Annotated in this window: 24 protein-coding genes; 8 read left to right on the top strand and 16 right to left on the bottom strand. The window is 40.0% G+C overall.

All coding sequences use genetic code 11. The features are described 5' to 3' along the window. Positions 1-147 precede the first annotated feature (147 nt). Entirely contained in the window at positions 148-2,964 is a 2,817-nt protein-coding gene (locus tag HCX62_RS02610) for a sigma-54-dependent transcriptional regulator (protein WP_185636912.1), read from the top strand. A gap of 83 nt (positions 2,965-3,047) precedes the next feature. Here the strand turns inward: HCX62_RS02610 and HCX62_RS02605 are convergent, their stop codons facing one another. Beyond that, a complete protein-coding gene (locus HCX62_RS02605; RefSeq protein WP_185636911.1) occupies positions 3,048-3,425 on the bottom strand; it encodes a hypothetical protein in 378 nt (125 codons plus the stop codon). 370 nt (positions 3,426-3,795) lie between these two features. Here HCX62_RS02605 and HCX62_RS02600 point away from each other — a divergent pair, with 370 nt between their 5' ends. The 5 genes from HCX62_RS02600 (at position 3,796) to HCX62_RS02580 (ending at position 7,251) form a co-directional block, all read left to right on the top strand. Continuing rightward, positions 3,796-4,230 (top strand): mannose/fructose/sorbose PTS transporter subunit IIA, encoded by a 435-nt coding sequence (locus tag HCX62_RS02600; protein WP_008947186.1) that lies wholly within the window; start codon positions 3,796-3,798, stop codon positions 4,228-4,230. After that, positions 4,230-4,715 carry a mannose/fructose/sorbose PTS transporter subunit IIB gene (locus tag HCX62_RS02595; RefSeq protein ID WP_008947185.1) on the top strand — a complete coding sequence of 162 codons (486 nt, stop codon included), beginning with the start codon at positions 4,230-4,232 and terminating at the stop codon, positions 4,713-4,715. The genes HCX62_RS02600 and HCX62_RS02595 overlap by 1 nt, the downstream gene beginning before the upstream one ends. A gap of 174 nt (positions 4,716-4,889) precedes the next feature. Continuing rightward, a complete protein-coding gene (locus HCX62_RS02590) occupies positions 4,890-5,702 on the top strand; it encodes a PTS mannose/fructose/sorbose transporter subunit IIC (RefSeq protein WP_185636910.1) in 813 nt (270 codons plus the stop codon). 18 nt (positions 5,703-5,720) lie between these two features. After that, complete coding sequence (locus HCX62_RS02585; RefSeq protein ID WP_185636909.1) at positions 5,721-6,599, top strand: PTS mannose transporter subunit IID; 879 nt, start codon at positions 5,721-5,723, stop codon at positions 6,597-6,599. 184 nt (positions 6,600-6,783) lie between these two features. Next, positions 6,784-7,251 carry an Lmo0779 family protein gene (locus HCX62_RS02580; RefSeq protein ID WP_185637999.1) on the top strand — a complete coding sequence of 156 codons (468 nt, stop codon included), beginning with the start codon at positions 6,784-6,786 and terminating at the stop codon, positions 7,249-7,251. 50 nt (positions 7,252-7,301) lie between these two features. Here HCX62_RS02580 and HCX62_RS02575 read toward each other — a convergent pair whose 3' ends face one another. After that, positions 7,302-7,685, bottom strand: a complete 384-nt coding sequence (locus HCX62_RS02575; RefSeq protein ID WP_003721894.1) for a hypothetical protein — start codon at positions 7,683-7,685, stop codon at positions 7,302-7,304. Between the two features lie 155 nt (positions 7,686-7,840). On the opposite strand from HCX62_RS02575, the gene HCX62_RS02570 reads away from it, so the two are divergent. Continuing rightward, positions 7,841-8,707 (top strand): ROK family protein, encoded by an 867-nt coding sequence (locus tag HCX62_RS02570; protein WP_185636908.1) that lies wholly within the window; start codon positions 7,841-7,843, stop codon positions 8,705-8,707. Positions 8,708-8,745: 38 nt separating this feature from the next. Here HCX62_RS02570 and HCX62_RS02565 read toward each other — a convergent pair whose 3' ends face one another. Beyond that, entirely contained in the window at positions 8,746-9,078 is a 333-nt protein-coding gene (locus HCX62_RS02565; protein WP_185636907.1) for a hypothetical protein, read from the bottom strand. 39 nt (positions 9,079-9,117) lie between these two features. Then, entirely contained in the window at positions 9,118-10,047 is a 930-nt protein-coding gene (locus HCX62_RS02560) for a diacylglycerol/lipid kinase family protein (protein ID WP_185636906.1), read from the bottom strand. 176 nt (positions 10,048-10,223) lie between these two features. Here HCX62_RS02560 and HCX62_RS02555 point away from each other — a divergent pair, with 176 nt between their 5' ends. Next, positions 10,224-11,213, top strand: coding sequence for an NADPH:quinone oxidoreductase family protein (locus HCX62_RS02555; protein WP_185636905.1), 990 nt, complete (start codon positions 10,224-10,226; stop codon positions 11,211-11,213). Between the two features lie 40 nt (positions 11,214-11,253). Here the strand turns inward: HCX62_RS02555 and HCX62_RS02550 are convergent, their stop codons facing one another. The 12 genes from HCX62_RS02550 to HCX62_RS02495 all read right to left on the bottom strand — a co-directional run bounded on the left by HCX62_RS02550 (position 11,254) and on the right by HCX62_RS02495 (position 22,227). After that, entirely contained in the window at positions 11,254-11,904 is a 651-nt protein-coding gene (locus HCX62_RS02550) for a GntR family transcriptional regulator (RefSeq protein ID WP_185636904.1), read from the bottom strand. A 35-nt stretch (positions 11,905-11,939) separates the two neighbouring features. Next, on the bottom strand, positions 11,940-12,692 hold the full coding sequence (locus tag HCX62_RS02545; RefSeq protein ID WP_185636903.1) for a hypothetical protein: 753 nt from the start codon (positions 12,690-12,692) through the stop codon (positions 11,940-11,942). Between the two features lie 125 nt (positions 12,693-12,817). After that, positions 12,818-13,807: a lipoate protein ligase LplA2 gene (lplA2, locus tag HCX62_RS02540; RefSeq protein ID WP_185636902.1), complete on the bottom strand. Its 990-nt coding sequence runs from the start codon at positions 13,805-13,807 to the stop codon at positions 12,818-12,820. A gap of 5 nt (positions 13,808-13,812) precedes the next feature. Beyond that, positions 13,813-14,685 (bottom strand): metallophosphoesterase, encoded by an 873-nt coding sequence (locus tag HCX62_RS02535; protein ID WP_185636901.1) that lies wholly within the window; start codon positions 14,683-14,685, stop codon positions 13,813-13,815. A gap of 66 nt (positions 14,686-14,751) precedes the next feature. Beyond that, positions 14,752-16,008: a GTPase HflX gene (hflX, locus tag HCX62_RS02530; protein WP_185636900.1), complete on the bottom strand. Its 1,257-nt coding sequence runs from the start codon at positions 16,006-16,008 to the stop codon at positions 14,752-14,754. A 329-nt stretch (positions 16,009-16,337) separates the two neighbouring features. Then, positions 16,338-16,958, bottom strand: a complete 621-nt coding sequence (locus HCX62_RS02525; protein ID WP_185636899.1) for a flavin reductase family protein — start codon at positions 16,956-16,958, stop codon at positions 16,338-16,340. A gap of 9 nt (positions 16,959-16,967) precedes the next feature. Beyond that, the gene (locus HCX62_RS02520) at positions 16,968-17,576 is read right to left on the bottom strand and encodes an alpha/beta hydrolase (protein WP_185636898.1); all 609 of its coding nucleotides are present in this window, start codon (positions 17,574-17,576) and stop codon (positions 16,968-16,970) included. Between the two features lie 6 nt (positions 17,577-17,582). Next, the gene (locus HCX62_RS02515) at positions 17,583-18,542 is read right to left on the bottom strand and encodes a ring-cleaving dioxygenase (protein WP_185636897.1); all 960 of its coding nucleotides are present in this window, start codon (positions 18,540-18,542) and stop codon (positions 17,583-17,585) included. After that, entirely contained in the window at positions 18,539-19,429 is an 891-nt protein-coding gene (locus tag HCX62_RS02510; protein WP_185636896.1) for a VOC family protein, read from the bottom strand. Before HCX62_RS02510 ends, HCX62_RS02515 begins: the two co-directional genes overlap by 4 nt. 126 nt (positions 19,430-19,555) lie before the next feature. Continuing rightward, a complete protein-coding gene (locus tag HCX62_RS02505; RefSeq protein ID WP_185636895.1) occupies positions 19,556-20,536 on the bottom strand; it encodes an ABC transporter permease in 981 nt (326 codons plus the stop codon). Further along, complete coding sequence (locus tag HCX62_RS02500; protein WP_185636894.1) at positions 20,529-21,434, bottom strand: ABC transporter ATP-binding protein; 906 nt, start codon at positions 21,432-21,434, stop codon at positions 20,529-20,531. The genes HCX62_RS02505 and HCX62_RS02500 overlap by 8 nt, the downstream gene beginning before the upstream one ends. Beyond that, entirely contained in the window at positions 21,406-22,227 is an 822-nt protein-coding gene (locus HCX62_RS02495; RefSeq protein ID WP_185636893.1) for an SGNH/GDSL hydrolase family protein, read from the bottom strand. The genes HCX62_RS02500 and HCX62_RS02495 overlap by 29 nt, the downstream gene beginning before the upstream one ends. Positions 22,228-22,243: the final 16 nt, after the last annotated feature.

Here is a 22,243-nt window from a genome sequence, read left to right as displayed (position 1 = left end):
CTATCTGGGAAGCTAGTCAATTTGATTTTTCGTAAATAAACATTGACATTCTCACTAGTCATGCTAAGATAAATACAGAATTCTAGAGTGTATTAATTTTTCGTGATACACTAAACGTTCACCGATACACTAAATGGAGGTTTTGTAATGAAGCGTATTGACCGTATTTATGAATTTATTTTAGAAAATCCTTCCACGAAGACTATTCGCGAGCAATTAGAGAATAATGAAGGTTTTACAGCAAGTACGATTTCGGAAACATTATCTATTTTAAGAAATAATGTCAGTATGGAATTGAACGAACTTCACAGACAAGGAAAAATCATTAAAATCGTTGGCCGACCAGTGCTTTATTTTCCTAAACGAGCTGTTGAAGATGAAATTGGACGTACCCTTTCCGATACTGAACTCGAATTTGAAAGCTGCGACGCCCTCTTAAAAATGTTAAAACCTAGCATTGTCGAAAGAAGCCCTTTTGACGATCTCATTGGCGTGAATGATAGTCTTAAAACCCCAGTCGAACAAGCAAAAGCTGCCGTACTTTATCCACCAAATGGCTTACATACTATGATTCTCGGACAAACTGGTGTTGGTAAAACGCTCTTTGCTAATCTAATGTATCGTTTCTCGCAACATGCCAAACGCCTACCTGCCGATGCGCCGTTTATTATTTTCAACTGCGCAGATTACTATAATAACCCACAACTCTTGATGTCCCATATTTTCGGCCATGTGAAAGGTGCTTTTACCGGCGCTGAAAATGACAAAGGTGGACTTGTTGAAAAAGCAGAAGGCGGTATTTTGTTCCTTGATGAAATTCACCGTCTCCCACCAGAAGGCCAAGAAATGATTTTTTATTTGATGGATTCTGGCACATATAATAAACTTGGCGAAACTGACCGGACACGCAAATCCAATGTTTTAATTATCGGTGCTACAACAGAAAATCCGGAATCTTCCCTTTTGAAAACGTTTATGCGCCGTATTCCGATTATTATTACCCTACCAAGTTTGGAAGAACGTACGGCTTTTGAACGCGTTGAATTGCTGAAATACTTGCTTTCCAGTGAAGCGCATCGTGTCAATAAACCGATTCGCATTGAAGATGAAGCTGCGAAAGCCTTGATTGGAAATACGACTTACGGAAATATCGGACAACTGAAATCCAATATTCAGCTCGTCTGCGCGCAAGGTTTCCTCAATAGTTTTGACAAAGACGAAGAAATTTTGATTGATTTTAAAACGCTGCCGATTAATATTAAAGACGGTTTCTTCCACTTTAGTAATCGCCGCAAGGAACTTCAAGCGATTGCCGAATACTTGGAACCATATACGACAATTTTCCCAGAACTAAATAATACTTTAATTACGTCAGACGAATATGAGCCAAACTTCAACCTTTACAAGATTATTGAAGATAAAGCGTCGATTTTAATGGATCAAGGTGTGGAAGATGATGATATTAAGAAATTTATTAAGATGGATATTGATATTCATCTCAACAGTTTTTACAACAAATTTAAAAATACCATCCACAATCGCGAAAATATTTTAAAAATCGTTAATGAAGAAATTTTGAATTTTGCGGAAGGTGTCGAGCTACGAATTGAACATCAGCTTGGTAAAAAGTTGAATGAGCGCTTCCTGCTTGCGTTTAGTCTGCACCTTACTTCTTTTATTAAACGCATTGAAAGTAATAAACCGTTAAAATATACGAATATCGAAAATGTTGTCAATGATCAACCAGAAGCCTATGAATTGTCGCGTGAAATTAAAGATGATATCGAAGCTACTTTCCACATTCGCGTTCCCAATATGGAAGTGATGTATTTAACGCTATTAATTAGTTCCCTTTTAAAAGAACAAGAAAATGCTCGTGTGGCGGTTCTTGTGGCGACGCATGGTAATAATACGGCTAGTAGTATGGTGAGTGTGGCGAAGAAACTGCTCGGTGAAGGTTTAGTGGAAGGTATTGATATGCCGCTGGATCAAAGTCCGAAAATCGTGCTTGATAAACTGACCGAGCGTGCGAAAGAAATGGATATGGGACGTGGCCTCTTGCTGCTTGTTGATATGGGCTCACTGACAAGTTTTGCCCCGGTTATTTCGGAACGTACTGGTATTCCGGTTCGCTCGATTGATATGGTTTCAACCGCAACCGTTATCGAAGCAGTCCGCAAATCCAATATTCTTGATATGGAACTTGATAGTATTTACGATTCGTTGAAAGACTTCCGTGGTTACGGCGGCTATAATTCCGATGATGATACGCTCGACTCCAACCAAAAACCGCACGCGATCGTTACGATTTGCGCGACCGGCGAAGGTACGGCAGAAAAACTACAACTGTTTATCGAAAACATTTTAGATACGATTACAACGGACGCTATCAAAGTCATTCCAATCGGCTTGCATGAAATGGATACGCGATTAGAGCAGCTTCAAGAAGAAAATGATATATTGATGGCGGTTGGTATTCAAGATCCAAAAATCCAAATCCCCTTCATCCCGCTCGAACGACTTTTTGGCGTTGATGGCGAGGAACAACTAGTCAGCCTAGTGAAACAACGCAATATTATTGTTAAAACTGGCGAAACTGGTCGAATCGCGAAAGAAATTATCGAAGAAAGCTTGAACGAATTTCTAACCTATCTCAATCCGAAGAAAACGATTGAAATTTTAAGCTCATTTGCAACTGTTCTAGAGAAAAAACTGGGTTACAAACTCGATAATACATTCAAAATCAATTTACTCATTCATGTCGGTTGCGCTTTGGAACGTATGGTTTTAAATGACGGATTAGTTTATCGTGATCCTAAAACGATGCTCGAAACAGACATTTTCCAAGCACTCGAACAAACAAATAAAGAAGTTATCTACAAAATGAACTTAAAACTAACCAATGATGAGCTTTGTTATTTGTATGATATTTTGAACGAAATCCAACCAGAAGTACTTTCATAGTATCAAAAAAGCCATTTTTCTAATTTTAAAAAAGAAAGTGGCTTTTTTGTTACTCGATTTCATCTAAATTATTAAACAATCATTTAATAACTGTCTTTAAAAAAATTAGTTGGATAAAGATAGTCTTCACTTTTATCAACATCTGGGTATTTTGTAAAAGCTGTCTCAAATTCCTCTTTCTCCATTAGATATGCAATGACTGCATAGATACGCTCTCGACTAGTATTATCGATAAGAATCATGTCACTGGCAAAAAAGTAAGTTCCATTCATACATTCACCGGTCTTCTTATTTTTTGTTTGCAAGCTTTGAATATTTTTATAAGTAAAAAATGTAGCTATCCATTTAGAACGATTAGAAAAAGTAACAATGACATCTAGATTAGAATCTTCAATATCCCAATTATCTTCATCCCATGATTCAGCTTCAATCCATATGTTGAAATTTTGATATTGCTTCATATCTTCCTCCTAGAATAGTGTTAAGACTAATTATAACAAAGAACGGCTACGTGCGATAAAAAATAGATATTCATTTTGAGAATTGTATACCTTTTTTAAAATGACAATCCTAATGTACTGTTTTATTTTCCGCAATTGCGTTTTCTGCTCTTTCTTTTAGGGTAATGTTGTATGTATGTCTAAGATTAGTACTTAGTGTATTAAGCTACGTATTTAGCGTATTAAGGCGCGCCACATCTGTTAGTACACGCTTACAAAAGCCTTGAACCGCTTCTATTAGCAAAGGAGGTTGTTTAATACAGAAATGTTGGCACAGTTTTTGCGTTAGTATTAATGGATGATTATATCCACGCTTAAGGAGGAGATACTTATGCCAGTTGGGATTATCATTGGCACACATGGTGAAGCTGCGCGTGAATTGTTGAAATCAGCCGAAATGATTATTGGCAAACAGGATAATGTAGAATTTATCACTTTTGTTCCTGGAGAAAACACGGATACGCTTATTACCAAATATAAAGAAAAACTAGACAAATTGGATACTTCTGAAGGCGTCATTTTTATGGTTGATTTATTTGGTGGCAGTCCTTATAATGCATCTAGCCAAATCGCCCTTCCAGAAGACAATATGGATGTTGTCACTGGTGTGAATATTCCAATGTTACTTGAAACGCTCTCGATGCGCGCTGCAAGTAATCAAAAAGATCTAGTCGAAACAGCTCTTACAGCAGGATCAGGTGGCGTCAAGTCACTCAAACAATCATTACCAAAAGTAGAAACAGAAGTCGGGGAGGACGATTTATAATGGATATTCGCTTAGCACGTATTGATGACCGCTTAATTCATGGTCAAGTAGCAACAGTTTGGACAAAAGAAACACAGGTGGAACGTATCATCGTTATTAGTGATGATGTCGCTAAAGATGAAGTACGTAAAACACTTTTAACACAAGTAGCACCCCCAGGCGTTAAAGCAAGTGTCGTTGATGTACAAAAAGGGATTCGCGTATACAACAACCCAAAATATGCTACAACCCCTGTTATGTTCTTGTTCACTAACCCTACAGATGTATTAACGCTAGTAGAAGCTGGTGTCAATATCACAACTGTAAATATTGGTGGCATGGCATTCCGCGAAGGAAAACACATGATTACCAATGCTGTATCTGTTGACGCAACGGACGAAGCAGCATTCCGCAAATTGGATGAAAAAGGAATCGAACTTGAAATTCGTAAAGTCGCTTCTGACAATAAAGTTAAACTGATCCCATTACTAGATAAAGATAAATAATTCATCCGCGGCTCTAATCTACTTTAGAGCCCCGAAAAAACAAACGTTTAAAGGAAGACCTTTAAAGGGGTGATTCATGAATAAAAGCCTAAGTATTAGACGCTTAATTTATTCAGTCATCATAATGAAATTATCTTATTTTATCATTCAAAAGAAAAATTGGGAGGGAAATATATGTCAGCAATACAATTAATCCTTGTATTCCTCGTATCGTGTATTAGTGGTATGGGTAGTATTTTGGATGAGTGGCAAACCCACCGTCCATTGATTGCCTGTACATTGATTGGTCTTGTTCTTGGGGATATTACAACGGGTATTATTATTGGGGGTACACTTGAAATGATCGCGCTTGGATGGATGAACATCGGGGCTGCGGTTGCTCCAGATGCTGCCCTTGCATCTATTATTTCTACCATCTTAGTTATTACAGGGGGACAAGATATCAGTGTAGGGATTTCACTTGCTATTCCTTTAGCTGCTCTTGGTCAAGTACTTACTATCCTAGTTCGTACAATTACAGTTGCATTCCAACATATGGCTGATAAAGCTGGTAAGGAAGGTAACCTGCGAAGTCTCGACTGGATACATGTTTCAGCACTACTACTTCAAGCTATGCGTATCGCAATTCCAGCCGTTATCGTTGCGGTAACAGTTGGTACAAGCGTCGTAGAAAATTTACTCAATGCCATTCCGGACGTTATCGTTAATGGTCTAAACGTAGCTGGTGGATTTATCGTTGTTGTTGGTTACGCAATGGTTATTAACATGATGTCAGCTAAATATTTAATGCCTTTCTTCTTCTTAGGTTTTGTTGTAGCAGCATTTACTCAATTCAACTTAGTAGCACTAGGTGTTTTAGGACTAGTTGCAGCAATCATTTACATCCAACTAAACCCTAAATATCAATTGAAAGAAGCTATCCAACAATACGGCGGGGGCGGCGGCGGACGAGCATCAGATGATCTCGACGACGACCTTGACGACTAAGGAAGGGGGAGAAAAAATATGAGTGAACAAATTACAGTTAATGAAAAGAAAATAACGAAAAGTGATTTAATGGGCGTGTTCGTTCGTTCCAACCTCTTCCAAGGGTCGTGGAACTTTGAGCGTATGCAATCACTAGGGTTCTGTTTCTCAGTAATCCCCGTGATTAAACGTCTTTATCCTGAAAAAGGACCTGAAAGAGAACAAGCTATCAAACGTCACCTTGAATTCTTTAATACACATCCATATATGGCCGCACCAATCTTAGGTGTAACAACCGCGATGGAAGAACAAAAAGCCAATGGTGCTGATATTGACGATGGCGCTATCAATGGTATTAAAGTAGGTCTAATGGGACCACTTGCCGGCGTTGGGGATCCAATTTTCTGGGGAACTGTTCGTCCAGTACTTGCCGCTTTAGGTGCCGGTTTTGCGACTGACGGTAGTATTATCGGACCAATTTTATTCTTCGTACTATTTAATGCGATTCGCTTAAGTTTCCGTTATTGGGGCGTGTTCTACGGATATACAAAAGGTACGGATGTCGTATCTGATATGTCAGGCGGCTTGCTTCAAAAACTAACAGAAGGAGCTTCCATTCTCGGACTATTCGTTATGGGTGCCCTCGTTAATAAATGGACCACAATCTATGTTCCACTAGTAGCTTATACAACAGAAGACTCTAAAACTGGTAAAGACGTTCCAACTACTGTTCAAAGTATCTTGGACCAATTAATGCCAGGTCTTCTTGCCCTTCTACTTACATTCGCTTGTATGTGGATACTCAAGAAAAAAGTCAATGCTTTATGGTTAATTTTAGGACTATTCGTTGTTGGTATTCTAGGTTACTGGTCTGGAATCTTAGGACTTCCACCAGCTGGGTATTCACCGCTTGGGTAATGGATGGTTATTATAATTCGAAAAGAACCGGGATTAAAATTCCGGTTCTTTTTTTGTATGCCTTATTATGCCGAAAGATCCGCTCTAAATGAACATCCTCAAACCCACTTCTCCCTCTTCCTCACATAATTATGTTACAATATGACTAAACTATATCAATGATAGATTGTGAGTGATAGCTAAAATGGTTTGGGATGCTACTAATATCTTTTTGTTCGCGGCAAACATCTTGACGATACTGTATATTTTGTATAATGATGCAGTAATTCCACTTTGGAAAGGTAAGACGGTTTTAAGTATCAAATTGCGTTCTCGTGGTCGTTGGGACGGCTATATTTTTGTCGGGATTATCGTTCTGTTATTCGTTTCTAATACGTTCTTTCGTGAAGGACCATTTTCCACTTCTGTGCTACTTGGGATTATGGGTGTACTTTTCATCTATATTTGCTTCTTCCGTAGTTCGAAAGCTGTTTTCAAAGAATCTGGACTTTTTTATGCCCTACTATTCTTCCCTTATGCCAAAATCGAGCGGATGAATTTATCAGAGGACGGCGTGCTTGTGATTGAAACCAATCGCCAACGCTTGATGCTGTTTGCAAGATCAGAGAAAGATTTAGAGAAAATGCTTGCTGTATTTACTACATATAGCTAAAAACGCCACGCTTGATTTCCTGTTTTTAAGGAAATGAAGCATGGCGTTTTTTATATACCAACATTACTCAATTTTATTTCTGGAATAACAAATTCAACAAATCTTCCATGGAGCATTTCGATTTCTTCGCTGAATTTCGTGTCAAAACAAATAATACTTTCTTCTAAGCGGAGCACTGCAAAGCCGTCTTCTTCGTAATCCTCTAACTTCCCAATTACGTGAACTAAGCCTTCTTCATCTATTTCTAATGCACAATGTTTTTCTTCGCTTTCGTGCAGTAGTTCCGCGCTAATCATGTCCGGTATCGTAATTTCTACCGTGTAAACCCTACTTGGTTCTGGGTCTTCATCGGCCCATATACCAACGCATTCACCATATTCACTACTAAAAGCGATTCTGCCGTCAGTTAATTTCTTTTGAACCTTTATCTCCACTAACCATTTCCTCCTGCGCTTCAAATTCTTGCTTTATTATAGCACAAAACTGGAAAATGACGTTAATTTTTAGCAAAGTATTTCACTTTTTATTTGTCATTTGTTTTGTTTGAAAGTATGATAAGTATATACTTTTTGTCAAAGGAGAATGGGTAATGACGATACTTGCGTTTGATTTAGGTGGAACAGCAGTAAAGTTTGGCGTGTTAACAACAGCTGGAGAAATACTTGAAAAAGGTAAATTCAAAACCCCGGATAATTTGGATGAGCTGATGCAACTTCTTGTAGATGTAAAAACTAAGTATGACTATCCGTTTCAAGGTGCTGCTTTTAGTTGTCCTGGTGCGGTTAATAATGAAACCGGCATCATTGGTGGTGCGAGCGCGATTCCTTATATACATAACTTTCCTTTTAGACAATTGCTTGAAGAAAAATTGGCGCTTCCGGTTACGATGGAAAATGATGCCAACTGTGCGGCCTTGGCAGAGGTTTGGATTGGTGCGGCGAAAGATAAACAAGATATTATTTTTATGATTCTTGGAAGTGGTGTTGGTGGTGCGGTTATTCGCGGTGGCAAGGTGCATCACGGGGCCAATTTGCATGGTGGTGAGTTTGGTTATATGTTGATGGATCGTGACGGACATACGCTTAGTGAGCTTGGTACGGTCGTGAATGCTGCGGCGAGGATTGCTGAGCGTTTAGAGGTTCCAGCAGATACGATTGATGGACTTCGCGCTTTTGAATTACGTGCAGAAGGAAATACCATCGCGGAGGAAGAATTGGATACAATGTTTTATTATCTTGCTCGGAGTATTTTCAATTTACAGTATGCGCTGGATCCCGAACTGGTTATCATTGGTGGCGGTGTGAGTGAACGGGCGGATTTTATTGATGAGTTAACTCGTTATGTGGCGAAAGTCAAAGCGAGTGTTCCCATTGCGACTATTAGTCCTACTGTTGTTGGCTGTCACTTTGGAAATGATGCAAATTTGATTGGAGCAACTGCATTTCATTTAGCGTAAAAAAAGAAGCTGGTCACTTTTCCTGTGCCAGCTTCTTACTATGCTAATTTTTCTGATTCGCCGCGGCTGTCTAATACTTTGGAAACTGCTTCCAGCCACTTCTTCTGCTTATTTACAACGAATTGATACTTTACTCCGGATATCATGTCTACTTCTAAAATGTTGGAGAGCAATTCTTTTCCGAGGATTTTGGTGCGAACACCGCGGATTTTTGCGACCCGATTGAGCGGAATGTTAATTTCTTCGTCAAAGTAATCATTCGGTTTATGAACAATATACGTTGCGGTTAAATATAACTTTCCAGGGACCGCTTTAAAGCCGCTTTTCGCATTAGCCAAGCCTTTATAAACGACTTCTAATTCCTCTTCCATAAAGCTTTCATCTCCTTATTCTTCTACAATTATTGTAGGTTACTTTTTCAGTATGAATGGACCGAAACGCTTCTTGGTGCTTTTTTTAGGTGCAAGGATATTTAAATGACTGCCAAGGACTTCGATTTCTGCGGGAACGCCCGGTCCTGGATCGCCGTCAACATTGATGCTTAAATCTTCTCCGCTCGCATCGATGGTTAGTTTTTTCGTTTTAATATAAACGACCCCGTCACTGTTTTTCAAATTACCGCGGATTAATTGCGGAATCATGTTGGCTGCATCAAGTAGACCCAGCTTGGTTAGAATAATAATATGGAGGTACCCGTCGTCAATTTTTGCGTCCGGTGCCCACGATTCCATCCCGCCGACTGATTTCGTTAAGCCAGCCACGACAAGTGCCGCTTCACCTTCCCAAACTTCTTCGTCATATTCTATTTTAAAATGAAGTAACTCATTGCGGTTAAATGCTTTTAAGCCTTCTAAAAAGTACGCTACCGAGCCAAATTTGGTTTTTTGTTCGACGCTAACTTGGTCTACAGCTTGCGCAATCATACCAATCGCTAGGACGTTCATAAAGTATTGGTCGCCAATTCGGCCAACGTCCATCGGTACTGCAATCGCTTTTTCTAATGCTTGGATTGCTTTTTCGGGTTTTAGCGGTATGCCAACCGAGCGCGCCAAATCATTGACTGTCCCAAGTGGAACAAAGCCAAAATCAGGTCGTTTTTCATGAATAGCTAGACCATTTATCGTTTCGTTTAAAGTCCCGTCGCCACCCATTGCGATTACAGCTTCAAAGCCTTGTTCAGCAGCCCAAGAAGCAAATTCCGTCGCATCTCCTGCTTTTTCAGTGAGGCGAACTTCTACCTCTTCATAACGTTTTTTTAGTACTGCTTCTGTTTTCCCTAGGTAGGTTTTTCCTTTTTCTTTGCCTGATGATGGATTCACAATCAATAGTGCCTTCCCCATCGCACTCACCCTTTCTTGCCAAAAATTCTATTTATAAATTCACACATAATATCGGCATCTTCACTACTATAGTTTACCTTGAAATGGGGATTTGTACCAGTCACAGCCTTGTAAAATGCCGAAAAAAGTCGTAAAGTGAAGGAGAACACAAAATAGAGTTGTGGAGGAATTAAAAAATGAAATCATTTCAAGCACTTTTCATTGAAAAAGAAGCAGATAATACTTCCCTTCATTTTAGAGAAACTACTTTAGATAACCTACCGGAAAATGAAGTAACGATTGAAGTACACTATTCTGGTATTAATTACAAAGATGGGCTGGCAGTTCTTCCTGATGGGAAAATTGTGAGCGAATATCCTTTTATTCCTGGTATTGATGCGAGCGGTATCGTGGTCGAATCAAAATCTGACCGTTTTCAAGTTGGCGACGAAGTGATTGTCACTAGCTATGATTTTGGTGTGAGCTATTTTGGTGGTTATAGTGAGTTTATTCGCGTACCGGCTGAATGGGTTGTTCCTTTGCCAGATGGTTTATCGTTGAAGGAAGCGATGATACTTGGTACAGCAGGCTTTACAGCGGCGCTCTCGGTGGATGCACTAGAATTTAGTGGCGTAACACCCGATGCGGGAAAAATTGCTGTAAGCGGCGCAACTGGCGGCGTAGGTAGTCTTAGCTCAGCCATCCTTGCCAAACGTGGATTTTCAGTTGTAGCGTCATCTGGTAAAAGTGATGCTAAGGAATTCTTAGAAACATTTGGCGTTACTGAAGTCGTTCCAAGAGAAGCTTTCCAACCCGAAAAAGTACGTGCGTTAGATAAACAACTATATGCCGGTGCGATTGATTGTGTTGGCGGCAAACCACTTGCTTATCTTCTAACCGCGGTGCAATATGGCGGTGCCGTAACGACTTGTGGCATGTCTGCTGGTGGAAAACTTGATACGACGGTCTTCCCATTCATTTTGCGAGGCATTCAATTGTTTGGTATTGATTCCGTTTTATGCCCGATGCCAAAAAGAGAACGAATCTGGGGACGACTTGCGACAGATTTCAAATTAGATAATCTAGAAAGTTTGGCAACAGAAGTATCGTTTTCCGAATTACCTGAAGCATTACACCGTGTAATGAATGGCGGCGTTACTGGTAGATATTTAGTGAAGATAAAATAAACAAAAAAGCATTGTCCTCGTTTGCAGGACAATGCTTTTTTTAACGATAAGCGACTAATACGTGGGCGTCAATGACTTGATCAATAAGCGCCATGCACTGGTCATAATCTTCTTCTTCTAATGCATCGATAAAACGTTGAATGTTAGCAACTGTTTTAACACAGGCATTTTGCGCAATTTTAATGACTTCCTCGTCACCAAACTCTTGAATATTATTGAAAAAATCATCGCTAATTTTTAAATAGTAATTATTTTTCATATACGTTAACAAATCACTTACGAACCATTTTTCATACTCAAAGTAAGTAGATGGGTCGGTTGGGGCTTCTTCCCGTTCAATTTCAACTAATTTAGCAACGACACGCATTTTGTTGAAGGTGATTTTTTTCGTACGGATTTTTTGAATGGCTTGTTTTAGAAACAAACCAATAATTTCTGTCATTTCAAAGTAACGTTCTTTATTTATAATACTATCTCGCACAAACGCCCCGCGAAAATCATTGTATTCGACGTAGCCATCTGCAGCAAGCATTCCGATTGCTTTTCGAATTGGTGTACGGCTAATTTCTAATTGTTGTGATAGCGTATTTTCAATTAATCGATCGCCTGGCTTTAGTTCCCCGTTTCTAATCTTCTTTTTAATTTCCCGATAACAAACACTTTCTCTCGTCTCTTTGCGTTTGGTTGTCATGATTCTGCCTCCTAAATATGCCTATAACGATATGTTTATAAAAAGGACCGTGATGTAATTATCTCTTTTAAAAATTCACTTTCATTCACTTTCTTTTCCATTGCTAAAAATGGGTGGTAACTAGTGTTTTCGCTGACAAGCATAGCCGTTTGAATGGCGATAATTTCTCTTGTAAGCTCATGTTCTTTTCTTGTATTTATTTCTGATTTGGAACGAATAATTCTCATGATTGCTAAGCCGATAAAATATAGAAGAACAGCGAGCACGATTATTATAACAGCTGCAATAAGCCTTTCCACTACATTCTCCATTAAGAACAAAAATGAACCGCCCAAAATAGCCAAAAATGCTGCGATAAAAACGCCAATAATTGTATTAAGTGGTTTATGGTTCTTTTTCTCTTCTGCCATTTCCGAATGAACAAATCGAAGCAGTTTATCTAAATCATCCCGCGTGCTAAAACCGCTTTTTTCTAAATAGGCATATAATAAATAACGTCGCATTGCAGTCAACTCTTTAAAATTACGTAATTGATATCGCGTCCGAATAAATTTCTTCGCACGATTGTAAATTAATAGGTAATACAAGAGTGGAATATAGAGTAAACTAATCAACATTACTGGAATTAAAAAAACATTATCCAGAAAATTTGCAACTATAATGTTAATAACAATTATTAGCAATACGATTAAAAAAAACGCTCTCCAAAAACCCTTTATAAAGCTATGTATTAAATTCCAGCTGCCAAGTTTTTTAAAATAAAAATCGTTTAATTTGTTTATAGCCATCTCTACACCTTTTCCTTTTTTTCTAACTTTAAGTTTAACACGAGTTCTAGATTTATTAAAGCTTGATAATCATTTCCATGAAAAAACTCCAAGAATTCGCTTCTTAGAGTTTTTTCTCACACTTTTTATTCAAATAACATCGCTAAAATCGCTTCTTTTTCTATGTTGCCGAAGTAAGCTTTAGTACCGACGTCTGCCCAGGCTTTATCCATTTCCTCGCGTTCAAAACGGCAACCGATTAATTTTTCGACGAGCTCACAAACATCTTCTGTGCCGAAAAAGTCGCCATAAATCGTCGCTTCCTTCACTTGGCCTTTTTGCAGTGCTAGTTGGAATTCAATGGTTCCTGCTGGAAATCTTTTTTTGCGTTTTATTGTTGCTTTCGGCGATTTCCCGTAAGTCCAGTCCCAATTCCTGTACCGCTCAGCACGCAATTTCTCGATGCCGCGTTTGTCTGCTTCAGTAAATGTATAATGTGGTATATCAGTCGTTTCAAATATAGATTCTAGCAAAATTTGCTTGAACGCCAGAATATCCATATCGTTCGCTAGATGTTCACGAATGGTCGTTACTCGGCTGCGTACAGATTTAACACCTTTCGATAAATATTTCTGCGGATCGACTTGTAGTGCTTTTTCAAGCATCGACAAATCCACATCAAATAGCAAAGTCCCGTGGCTATAAAGTCGACCTTTTGTTGCAAATTGGGCATTGCCGCTGATTTTTTTGCCGTCCACTTCAATATCATTTCGGCCGCTAAGCTTTGCATTTACCCCAAGATTTTGAAGCGCGCGAATCACTGGCTCGGTGAACTTCGCGAAATTTTGAAAGCTATTTCCGTCATCTTTTGTAATCATGCTAAAACTAATGTTACCTTCGTCATTGTAAACCGCCCCGCCACCTGATAAACGGCGCAAAACATCGATATTATGTTCTTTCACAAAGCCATGATTGATTTCTTCTAGCGTGTTTTGATTTTTACCCACAATAATCGTCGGCTTCATCCGATAAAACATAAAATACGTTTCATTTTCGTCTAAAGAACGAAGCGCATATTCTTCCATTGCAAAGTTGTACGCTTGATCGAGCACATCTTCATTATCTAAATAAATCACTTTTCCTAAGCATCCCCTTTTGCTTTAAGTGTAATCCGAATAATTTCTGGATCATTAAATAGGCGTGGAAGTTTCGTTACATTTCCTAAGCCACGACTAACAATGAGCGCTTTCCCGCCGGCCCGATGAATGCCCGCTGTCCATTTTGGCATTAAACCTTGCCCTGGTGCGAAAAGGCCTTCTGTTAGTGGAAGTCTAAATTGGCCGCCGTGTGCATGACCTGATAAAACTAAATCTACCGGATAGGCTTGGTAAAGCGGCCAAAACTCTGGACGATGCGCAAGTAGAATCGTAAAATAATCCGGCGACAAATTAGCGGTCGCCTCATCTAGCCCTTCTTTTAAAGCAGCCTCTTCCCATTCTTGTTTTGGCAATTCTTTATCAGCCCATTCATCTCTGACAAAACGTGGATCTCGGACGCCAGCTACCATGATTGCGGCGCCAGCTTTTTTAAGAAAATAGCGTTCATTTTCTAGAACAGCAACGTGATGTTTTTCCATGTCCGCTTTAAAATCTTCATAAAATGCGCTTCTGCCTTCATGGTTTCCGCTCACATAAAAGACCGGAAATTCTTTTGCCAATTTGCGCACTGCAGCCATTGCTACAATCGGTGACTCATCACCATCAATCATATCTCCAGTTAGAAAAACGGCGTCCGGAGCCAGTTCATTCACGATACTGAGCAAAGGATTATTATATAAACCAAAACTTGCACTATGCAGATCGGACAGCTGAACAAATGTCGCGCCGTCCCATTCTGCCGGAATTTTATCAGATACTATTTCGTAATTTGTTACAGTTAAATGTTTGGTTGACCAGTATGCATACCCTGTAAAAGCAGCAACTGCGCCAAGTATTCCCCATCCAGTTTTTTTCATAGCTAGAAATCTCCTCACTAAATTTTGCTGTATGGTTCATTATAGCAAATTCAGCTTGAACTCGCTTTACTCAGCTATGTGGTATGCGGCTAGTTTTTGTAAATCTGCTGGGCTTACTTCAGCCACAATCTGCGTGCCATTTTCCAAGTATTCGGTTTCTAAAACATCGGCATGGTCGTTCAAATAAGCAACAACTTGTCCAGCTTCAAACGGAATTAAAAAGGTTGCTTTTTCATAGCTGGCGAATAATTCCTTACGAATCACCTCTGTCAGAAATTCCAAACTTTCTTCTTCCCGCGCGGAAAAGACTATCGTATTCTCCGTTTGTTTAGGGTATGTTTCGCCTTCTATCAAATCTGCTTTATTGTACGCATAAATAACCGGAACATCTTCCACGCCAACAGCTTTCAACGTTTCTTCCGTGGTTTTCATCATCGTTTTATAATGTGGATCCGAATAATCTACCACATGAATGAGCAAATCAGCATCGCGCGCTTCTTCTAGTGTAGAACGGAATGCTTTCACTAATTGATGCGGCAATTTGCTCACAAAGCCAACCGTATCTGTGAGTAAAAATTGCTTGTTATCCGGCAACACAATTTCGCGGACACTTGTTTCAAGCGTAGCAAAGAGCATATCTTTCTCAAAAACTTGTTTTTCGGCAGTTTCGCTATAGGCACGTACTAAACCGTTCATTGTCGTGGATTTTCCCGCATTCGTATAACCAACAAGCGACACAACTGGAATTTCATTTTTCTTCCGTTTGCGACGACGTACTTCACGGTCATCTACGAGCATATCGAGCTCTTTTTGCAAATGACGGATTTGATTTTTGATAGTACGGCGGTCGGTTTCGATTTTCTTTTCACCAGAACCACGGTTGCTAAGTCCGCCTTTTCCGCTTTGTTGGTCCATATCTTCGCCTTGTCCAAAAATCCGTGGAAGTTCATATTTTAATTTGGCGATTTGGACTTGCAGTTGGGCTTCTTTTGTTTTTGCTCGGTTAGCAAAGATAGCAAGTATTAGCCCCGTTCTATCCATTACATCTAGTTCGAGTGCTTCTTCTAAATTTCTGATTTGCGACGGCGAAAGTTCATCGTCAAAAATAATCAAACTCGCTTCCTGCATTTCTGCCAGGCCTTTGATTTCATCCACTTTCCCTTTTCCAACATAGGTTGCGTGATTTTCACGATCGATATTTTGGCGGATTTCACCTACCACTTCCATATTGTTTGCAGCCGCTAAATTGGCTAATTCTTCCATTGAATAATCAAAATCTGTTTGTTTTTGGCTTATACCAACGATTAATACTTTTTTCTCCATAAAAAAGGACCTCCTGAAATAGATTCAGCGCGGTCAGGGGTTTGGAGTAGATTGAAAACACAAAAACAGTATCAAAAAGATACTAGCTTGCCTTCAAATGAAGCGGATTTCTCCTTCATTCTACCCATATTTATTTTGGGTGCCATACATGCACGCAAGACCAATCCCGTTATCCATACTAAATAAACATGGATATTCCCGCACTATTAAATTAGTTGCATAGATTTTTTGGGAAACGTAGTCTAATATAACGCATGATGGGCAACCCTCCGTTCAATTTAGATGCCCCTAGTTTAACATGGTGGCTGTTGTTTCGCAACTAATTCTCGTTAATTTGGTCGTTCAATCCGGAAAATCTCCCCAATTTTTGCATAGTCATTTCCCGCCAAACGAGCAACTGGCGCAAGCTTTTCTGGCAAAATGTACTGATGCTCTGGGTCAAACACATCGTCTGCAAAATCGTATGTCACAATACGCGCTAAAATCAAATCAGAAACAACCTCGCCTGCATCGTTTTTTATCGGAATGATTTGTTCCAATTTGGCAGTAAGAACAATTTTTGCTTCGGAAATCTTTGGTGTTTTCATTCCAAAAACAGGCTCTAAATGTAAGTTCGTATCATCTATTTCGCTCACATCTGGAGCAAGGCGCGCGGCGGTTTTATTCATTTCTTCCACAAATTCCTCGCTGACAATATGGATATTCAGTTCTTTCGTGAAAGCCGCATTCCGCGCTGTATCTTTTTGCTCACCATCCGCGCGTTGGACTGCGATAGAAACGATTGCAGGATCGCTCGAAACGACATTAAAAAAACTGAACGGGGCGGCGTTAACCGTCACCCCGTCTTCAGCAAGCGTTGTTACAAAAGCAATTGGTCGAGGAATAATACTTCCTGTTAAAAATTTATAATTATCTTTTTTGGATAACTCAGAACTTTTGAAAATAGTCATCTACTTACCTCATTTTTGGTTGTTGTGATACCATTTTTTCGCTTCTTCCAGTTCTTCCATGGTAAGTGAATGCCCCGCTGCCGTCCAAACTGTTTCAACTTTCGCACCTCGTTTTTCAAGGATTTCTACTAGTTCTTCGGAAGCTTTTGCCGTAATTAACGGATCATTTAAACCAGCTGATAAAAATACACTACGATGGCTAATCGAAAATTCGGATTGTTTATTCCCGGCTGGCATCGCGTGAAACAAAATCGCTTTATGGAAACTATCCTCTGCTTGAAGTAACGCATTGGCAGCAATATTGGCACCGTTAGAATAGCCTACCGCAACAATTCGCTCAAAATCCAGTTGGTATTTTTCAGCAAGTTCACGCGTCGTTGCAATTAATTCTGCCGTTTTACTTTCCAAGTCTTCTAAATCTAAACGGCCATCATGAAATCTTTTGAAAAATCGATTTGCTCCGCCTTCTTTAATATCTCCTCGCAATGATAAAACAGCGGCATCACCCGCGATAAATTCTGCTACTTCGACAAGCGACTTTTCATCGCCGCCTGTCCCGTGAAGTAGTAATAATGGCGCTAATTCCTTATTTTTCGCTGGGATAAAAATATGTTCCATCGACTATCAGCTCCGTTTCGTATTAATTGGGCGTACCATTTTTTCAATTTCCGCGCGTTTTGGTTCTAAAAATGGTGGTAAAGCTAATTTTTCACCAAGGGTTTCGTATGGTTCGTCGCTCGCAAAGCCCGGGCCATCTGTCGCAAATTCAAACAAAATCCGTTCCGAAACAGGTACGTATAAAGATTCAAAGTAGAAGCGGTTTACATAACCAGAATTGGGCGCTTCGATTGTATTCATGCGATCAATCCATTTTTGTAACTCCTCGTGGTCTTCTACTCGGAAAGCCACGTGGTGAACGCCGCCGTAACCTTGCATCGCAGCAGGAATGTCCGTACGCTCTTCGACAATCACTTGTGCCCCGTTTCCACCTTCGCCAACCTCGTATAAATGAAGTCCATCTTCTTCGGCCACTTTTCTAAAGCCAAAAATAGTTTGCAAAATTGCCTCCATATTTTTCAAAGAAACAACGGTTAAAAAGACTGGTCCTAAGCCATAAATTGCATATTTTTCTGGAACTGGGCCGTTTTTCCACGGGGTTCCCGCAGCTACGCCTTCGTTATTTTCGTCGGAAATCAGTTGTAATTGTTGGTCATCAAAATCTTGGAATGTTAGATATTTTTTGCCGAATAAAGTTTTGATTTCGCCGTGAGGAACTTCTAATTGTTCAAAACGATCAAGCCAATATTCCAGCGCCGCATCACTAGGTACACGGAAAGCTACACGTGAAATACTATCTGTTCCGTGGCGCCCTTTTGGTAAATTAGGGAAGTCAAAAAATGTCATATCTGTTCCCGCAGAACCTTTGTCATCGGCGAAAAATAAATGATACGTATGAATATCGTCTTGGTTGACGGTTTTTTTCACTAAGCGCATTCCTAAAACTTCTGTAAAAAATGCGTAATTTTTCTCGGCGCTACTTGTCATTGCAGTTACATGGTGAATTCCTTTTAAATCTTTAATCATGATAAATCTCCTCCAAAATAAGTTTCAATTTCTGTTCTTTTTTCTTCTAAAAAGCTTGGTAAGGCTAGTCTTTCGCCCATTGTTTCGAGTGGCTCGTCGATAGTAAAACCGGGGCCAGCACTTGCGAATTCAATTCTCAGCCCACTTGGCTCACGAATATATAAACTTTTAAAATACTCACGGTCAACAAATTCTTCTATTTTTAAATTGTTTCGAACGGCTAAATCGTGCAGTTCATCGACGGCTTCTTTCGTTTCTAAAGTATAAGCAATATGATCAATGGTTCCGCGGCCTGTGCGGGATTTTTTGTCTGATGTGGTCGCATGCAGTTTCGCAAAACTCATCTCACTCTTATCTACTAATACCCCATTCTGACTTTCTAACCCAAAAAGATTCGTGAAAAACTGGCTGGTCGCGGCCGGGTCTGGCACGTAATAATCAGCGCCGATAATCCGAACAAGTTGTTTTTCGGCCGGGATATCGGTGTGGATGGTTGGGTTAGAATTGGTAGCTGGTATTTCCGTTAGGATGATGCCCATTGTGTCAGGATCTTGTAAGGTTAAAGTCTGGCCGTCTTTTTGAAAAGAAATCGCAAAATCGTTTAGCCTTTTTTCCCAGTAAGAGCTTGTGTCTGTTGGTATGCCTAGGGTGATTTTGCCGAAAAAGGCGCGTTCGTCGTAGCTTGAGCCGATGCGAGGCACTTCGAAAAATGTCAGTAAAGTCCCGGGTGAACCGATGTAATCACCGTAAAATAGGTGGCGCATATGGATGTTGTCTTGGTTGACTGTATTTTTCACGAGCCGTAGCCCTAATATTTCTGAATAAAAATGATGATTTTCGCTGAAAGATTTTGTTAGCGCGGATACGTGATGAATTCCTTTAATCATTTGTTTGTACCTCCTTTTTGATTACTAACTATAGTTTATAACTAAACTATTCAAAAGAAAAGTTTTATGCTCACAAAAAGTAAGTAACTTTTATTGAACGCAAAAAAGAGCGCCGGTAAGCGCTCTTTAATAGACATCTCTTTTGGTGAAAATAAAATAAGATAAAACGAATGCGACTAGCATCCACGCGGTTAAGACGAGCATTGAGAAGCTTAATGTCATTCCTTCGACTGGTGGGCTGGAGCCGTTTAAATAATTCGTTAGTTGTAAATTGACCATAAATAAATATTTCGCGCTCGGCCAAGAGCTGACGAGGTTCGTTAAAATTGTTCCGGTAATAAGTGAGGCGAGCATAATTCCCATTACGGCGGCTGTGGAGCGGACGAGTACGGATACAAACATCGTTAACACGCCGACCACGACACTGACAAACCACGCGAGTCCAAATTCCATTAGCAGTAGTTGCCAAACTGGTAGTTGGTACACGTCTGTTGTTGTTACGGCGCCATCTTTCATGCCAAATCCGGTGAGAACTGGCGCGTCCCAGCCACCGTAGCCAAAGACAATTCCAGAAATCAAATAGGCAATAACGGCGGATAGCACCATAATCGCGGAAATCGAGAGCAACATCGAAACATACTTACTCGTCAAAATCCGCCATCGCTTCACAGGCCTTGTCAGCAAGAACTTCATCGTTCCCGCACTTGTTTCAGCACTGATTAAATCGGCTGCTATAACCATGATAAAAAGTGGAAACAATAAACTAATGCCATTTTCGACGAATGTTTTTAGGAAAGTTGGTGCTCCGGGTGCATTTGGGTTGATGTCATTATCTAAATAATATTGTAGTTGCCCGACAAGCACTTTGAAATATTTTTGATATTCTTCGGGTAACCGACCTGTGCCAAGTCGATTTTCAAGGTCGACGATTTGTTGCTGAGTCTGTACATGCCAATCGCTTGTCCCAGCTTGCTTTTCATCTTCTTGATGCTGTCTGAATTGCGCATACGTGAAAATCGCTACGATAATTGCCACCAACGCTAAAATAACAATGAGTCGCTTTTTGCGCCAAAGTTTTAATTGTTCATTATATACTAAATTAATCAATAGACTGACCTCCCGTTAACTCAAGGAATAGATCTTCAAGGGATGGTTTTCGCTTGTCGATTTCATGGACTTTGACGCCTTTTGCAACGAGATGTTCGTTCCACTCTGCGCTTTCGTCATTCATTGCTGTCACAAGATACTCCCCGTCCACTTCCACTTCGGTCACACTTTCCAAAAAGGCTTTGGCTTGTTCTATTGGAGTCACCCGCCAGCGTAATTGCGCACGGGAACTTAGCAGGTGCGCAACTTGGTCGGTTTTAATAATCGTCCCGTCTGTCATAATCGCCACCCGATCACATAAAAGTTCAATTTCACTTAATAAATGAGAAGACACGAGCACGCTAATACCTTCATTTCGAGCCAGCGCACGGATAAAGTCGCGCATTTCGTGAATTCCAGATGGATCGAGACCGTTTGTTGGTTCATCAAGAATTAATAATTTCGGATTCGAAAGTAATGCTTGAGCAATCCCTAAACGTTGCCGCATACCAAGTGAATAAGTAGAAACTCTGTCATTTATCCGCTTTTCTAGCCCAACTAGTTCGGTTACTTCTTGAATACGTTCTTTTTTAATCGAAGAATCCATTCGGGCAAAATACGCCAAATTTTCTTGTCCTGTTAAAAAGCTATAAAATTCAGGATTCTCCACGATAGAACCAAGACCCCGCATCGCTTCGGTGAAATTTTTGCGGATATCTTTGCCACCAATTAAAATCGTTCCAGACGTTGGTTTGATTAAGCCGACAATCATTCGAATCGTCGTCGTTTTCCCCGCTCCATTCGGTCCAAGAAAGCCAAAAACTTCTCCGGGCATTACTTCAAATGATATCCCTTTAATAATTTCTCGTTTACGAATTTTTTTATGCAGATTAGTTACTTGAAGTGCTCGCTCCGTCATCGTCTTCTCCCCCTCCCGTCTGAATAACTTCGGTCACCCGATTACCGATAAACTGGTAGCCTGCATGATTTGGATGGAATTTATCAGTCGCTAAATAGGCAGCCCCATTTTGTTGGAATAAATCAAATGTTGGTACGTAAATGATATTTTTTTCGTTTTGCGATAGATTTTGACTTTGCAAATTCCACTCATTCGCAACTGCCGACATTTCGCTCGCATTTTCTAACGACATAAACGGATTATACAAGCCAATATGAAAAACTGGCGCTGATGGATTTAATTTTCGTATCGTCTGGTAAATCTGTTTTAGATTGCTCGTATAACTTGCTTTGGCTTGTTTGATCGCATCGCTTTTGAAATCATCGAGTGCTTCCCCGCCACGGAACAAATCGTTGCCGCCAATCGTCATTAAAATAACATCGGCTGATTTTATTTGGTTTTGCACTTCTTTTTGATCTAATTGTTTGAGAAGTTGTCCTGATTTCGCCCCGCTAATAGCAAGATTAACATTCTCGACATTTTTCTCTTTTTGTTTGTAGAAATTCTCCACCACTCGGACGTACCCGCCGCCTTCTGTATCACCAACGCCATATGTAAGCGAATCACCAAGCGCCGTTATTTTAAACGTATCTTGTTTCTTCGTTACGGTTGTCTCTTTTTTAGCGGTGGTTTTCGCATTATTCGTTTGATGATTTTTCTGCCCATACCAAATCGATGCCACCCCAACCACACTCAAAACCAATGCAACAACGGAAAAAACTAATAGAATTTGAACCGTTTTACTCTTTTTCACTGACAACCACCTACCG

The organism is Listeria swaminathanii, assembly GCF_014229645.1.
In the GTDB taxonomy this organism is placed as follows: Bacteria; Bacillota; Bacilli; order Lactobacillales; family Listeriaceae; genus Listeria; species Listeria swaminathanii.
The sequence above is the reverse complement of the archived record's forward strand: the minus strand, read 5'-3'. Positions and strand labels throughout refer to the sequence as shown.

Coding starts and splice junctions, on each gene's coding strand:
- HCX62_RS02560 (WP_185636906.1), bottom strand. CDS start 10,047: ATGGGGAAGGCACTATTGATTGTGAATCCATCATCAGGCAAAGAAAAA.
- HCX62_RS02590 (WP_185636910.1), top strand. CDS start 4,890: ATGTCAGCAATACAATTAATCCTTGTATTCCTCGTATCGTGTATTAGT.
- HCX62_RS02610 (WP_185636912.1), top strand. CDS start 148: ATGAAGCGTATTGACCGTATTTATGAATTTATTTTAGAAAATCCTTCC.
- HCX62_RS02555 (WP_185636905.1), top strand. CDS start 10,224: ATGAAATCATTTCAAGCACTTTTCATTGAAAAAGAAGCAGATAATACT.
- HCX62_RS02510 (WP_185636896.1), bottom strand. CDS start 19,429: ATGATTAAAGGAATTCATCACGTATCCGCGCTAACAAAATCTTTCAGC.
- HCX62_RS02550 (WP_185636904.1), bottom strand. CDS start 11,904: ATGACAACCAAACGCAAAGAGACGAGAGAAAGTGTTTGTTATCGGGAA.
- HCX62_RS02515 (WP_185636897.1), bottom strand. CDS start 18,542: ATGATTAAAGATTTAAAAGGAATTCACCATGTAACTGCAATGACAAGT.
- HCX62_RS02525 (WP_185636899.1), bottom strand. CDS start 16,958: ATGACTATTTTCAAAAGTTCTGAGTTATCCAAAAAAGATAATTATAAA.
- HCX62_RS02500 (WP_185636894.1), bottom strand. CDS start 21,434: ATGACGGAGCGAGCACTTCAAGTAACTAATCTGCATAAAAAAATTCGT.
- HCX62_RS02600 (WP_008947186.1), top strand. CDS start 3,796: ATGCCAGTTGGGATTATCATTGGCACACATGGTGAAGCTGCGCGTGAA.
- HCX62_RS02545 (WP_185636903.1), bottom strand. CDS start 12,692: ATGGCTATAAACAAATTAAACGATTTTTATTTTAAAAAACTTGGCAGC.
- HCX62_RS02580 (WP_185637999.1), top strand. CDS start 6,784: ATGGTTTGGGATGCTACTAATATCTTTTTGTTCGCGGCAAACATCTTG.
- HCX62_RS02595 (WP_008947185.1), top strand. CDS start 4,230: ATGGATATTCGCTTAGCACGTATTGATGACCGCTTAATTCATGGTCAA.
- HCX62_RS02565 (WP_185636907.1), bottom strand. CDS start 9,078: ATGGAAGAGGAATTAGAAGTCGTTTATAAAGGCTTGGCTAATGCGAAA.
- HCX62_RS02535 (WP_185636901.1), bottom strand. CDS start 14,685: ATGAAAAAAACTGGATGGGGAATACTTGGCGCAGTTGCTGCTTTTACA.
- hflX (WP_185636900.1), bottom strand. CDS start 16,008: ATGGAGAAAAAAGTATTAATCGTTGGTATAAGCCAAAAACAAACAGAT.
- HCX62_RS02520 (WP_185636898.1), bottom strand. CDS start 17,576: ATGGAACATATTTTTATCCCAGCGAAAAATAAGGAATTAGCGCCATTA.
- HCX62_RS02605 (WP_185636911.1), bottom strand. CDS start 3,425: ATGAAGCAATATCAAAATTTCAACATATGGATTGAAGCTGAATCATGG.
- HCX62_RS02570 (WP_185636908.1), top strand. CDS start 7,841: ATGACGATACTTGCGTTTGATTTAGGTGGAACAGCAGTAAAGTTTGGC.
- HCX62_RS02585 (WP_185636909.1), top strand. CDS start 5,721: ATGAGTGAACAAATTACAGTTAATGAAAAGAAAATAACGAAAAGTGAT.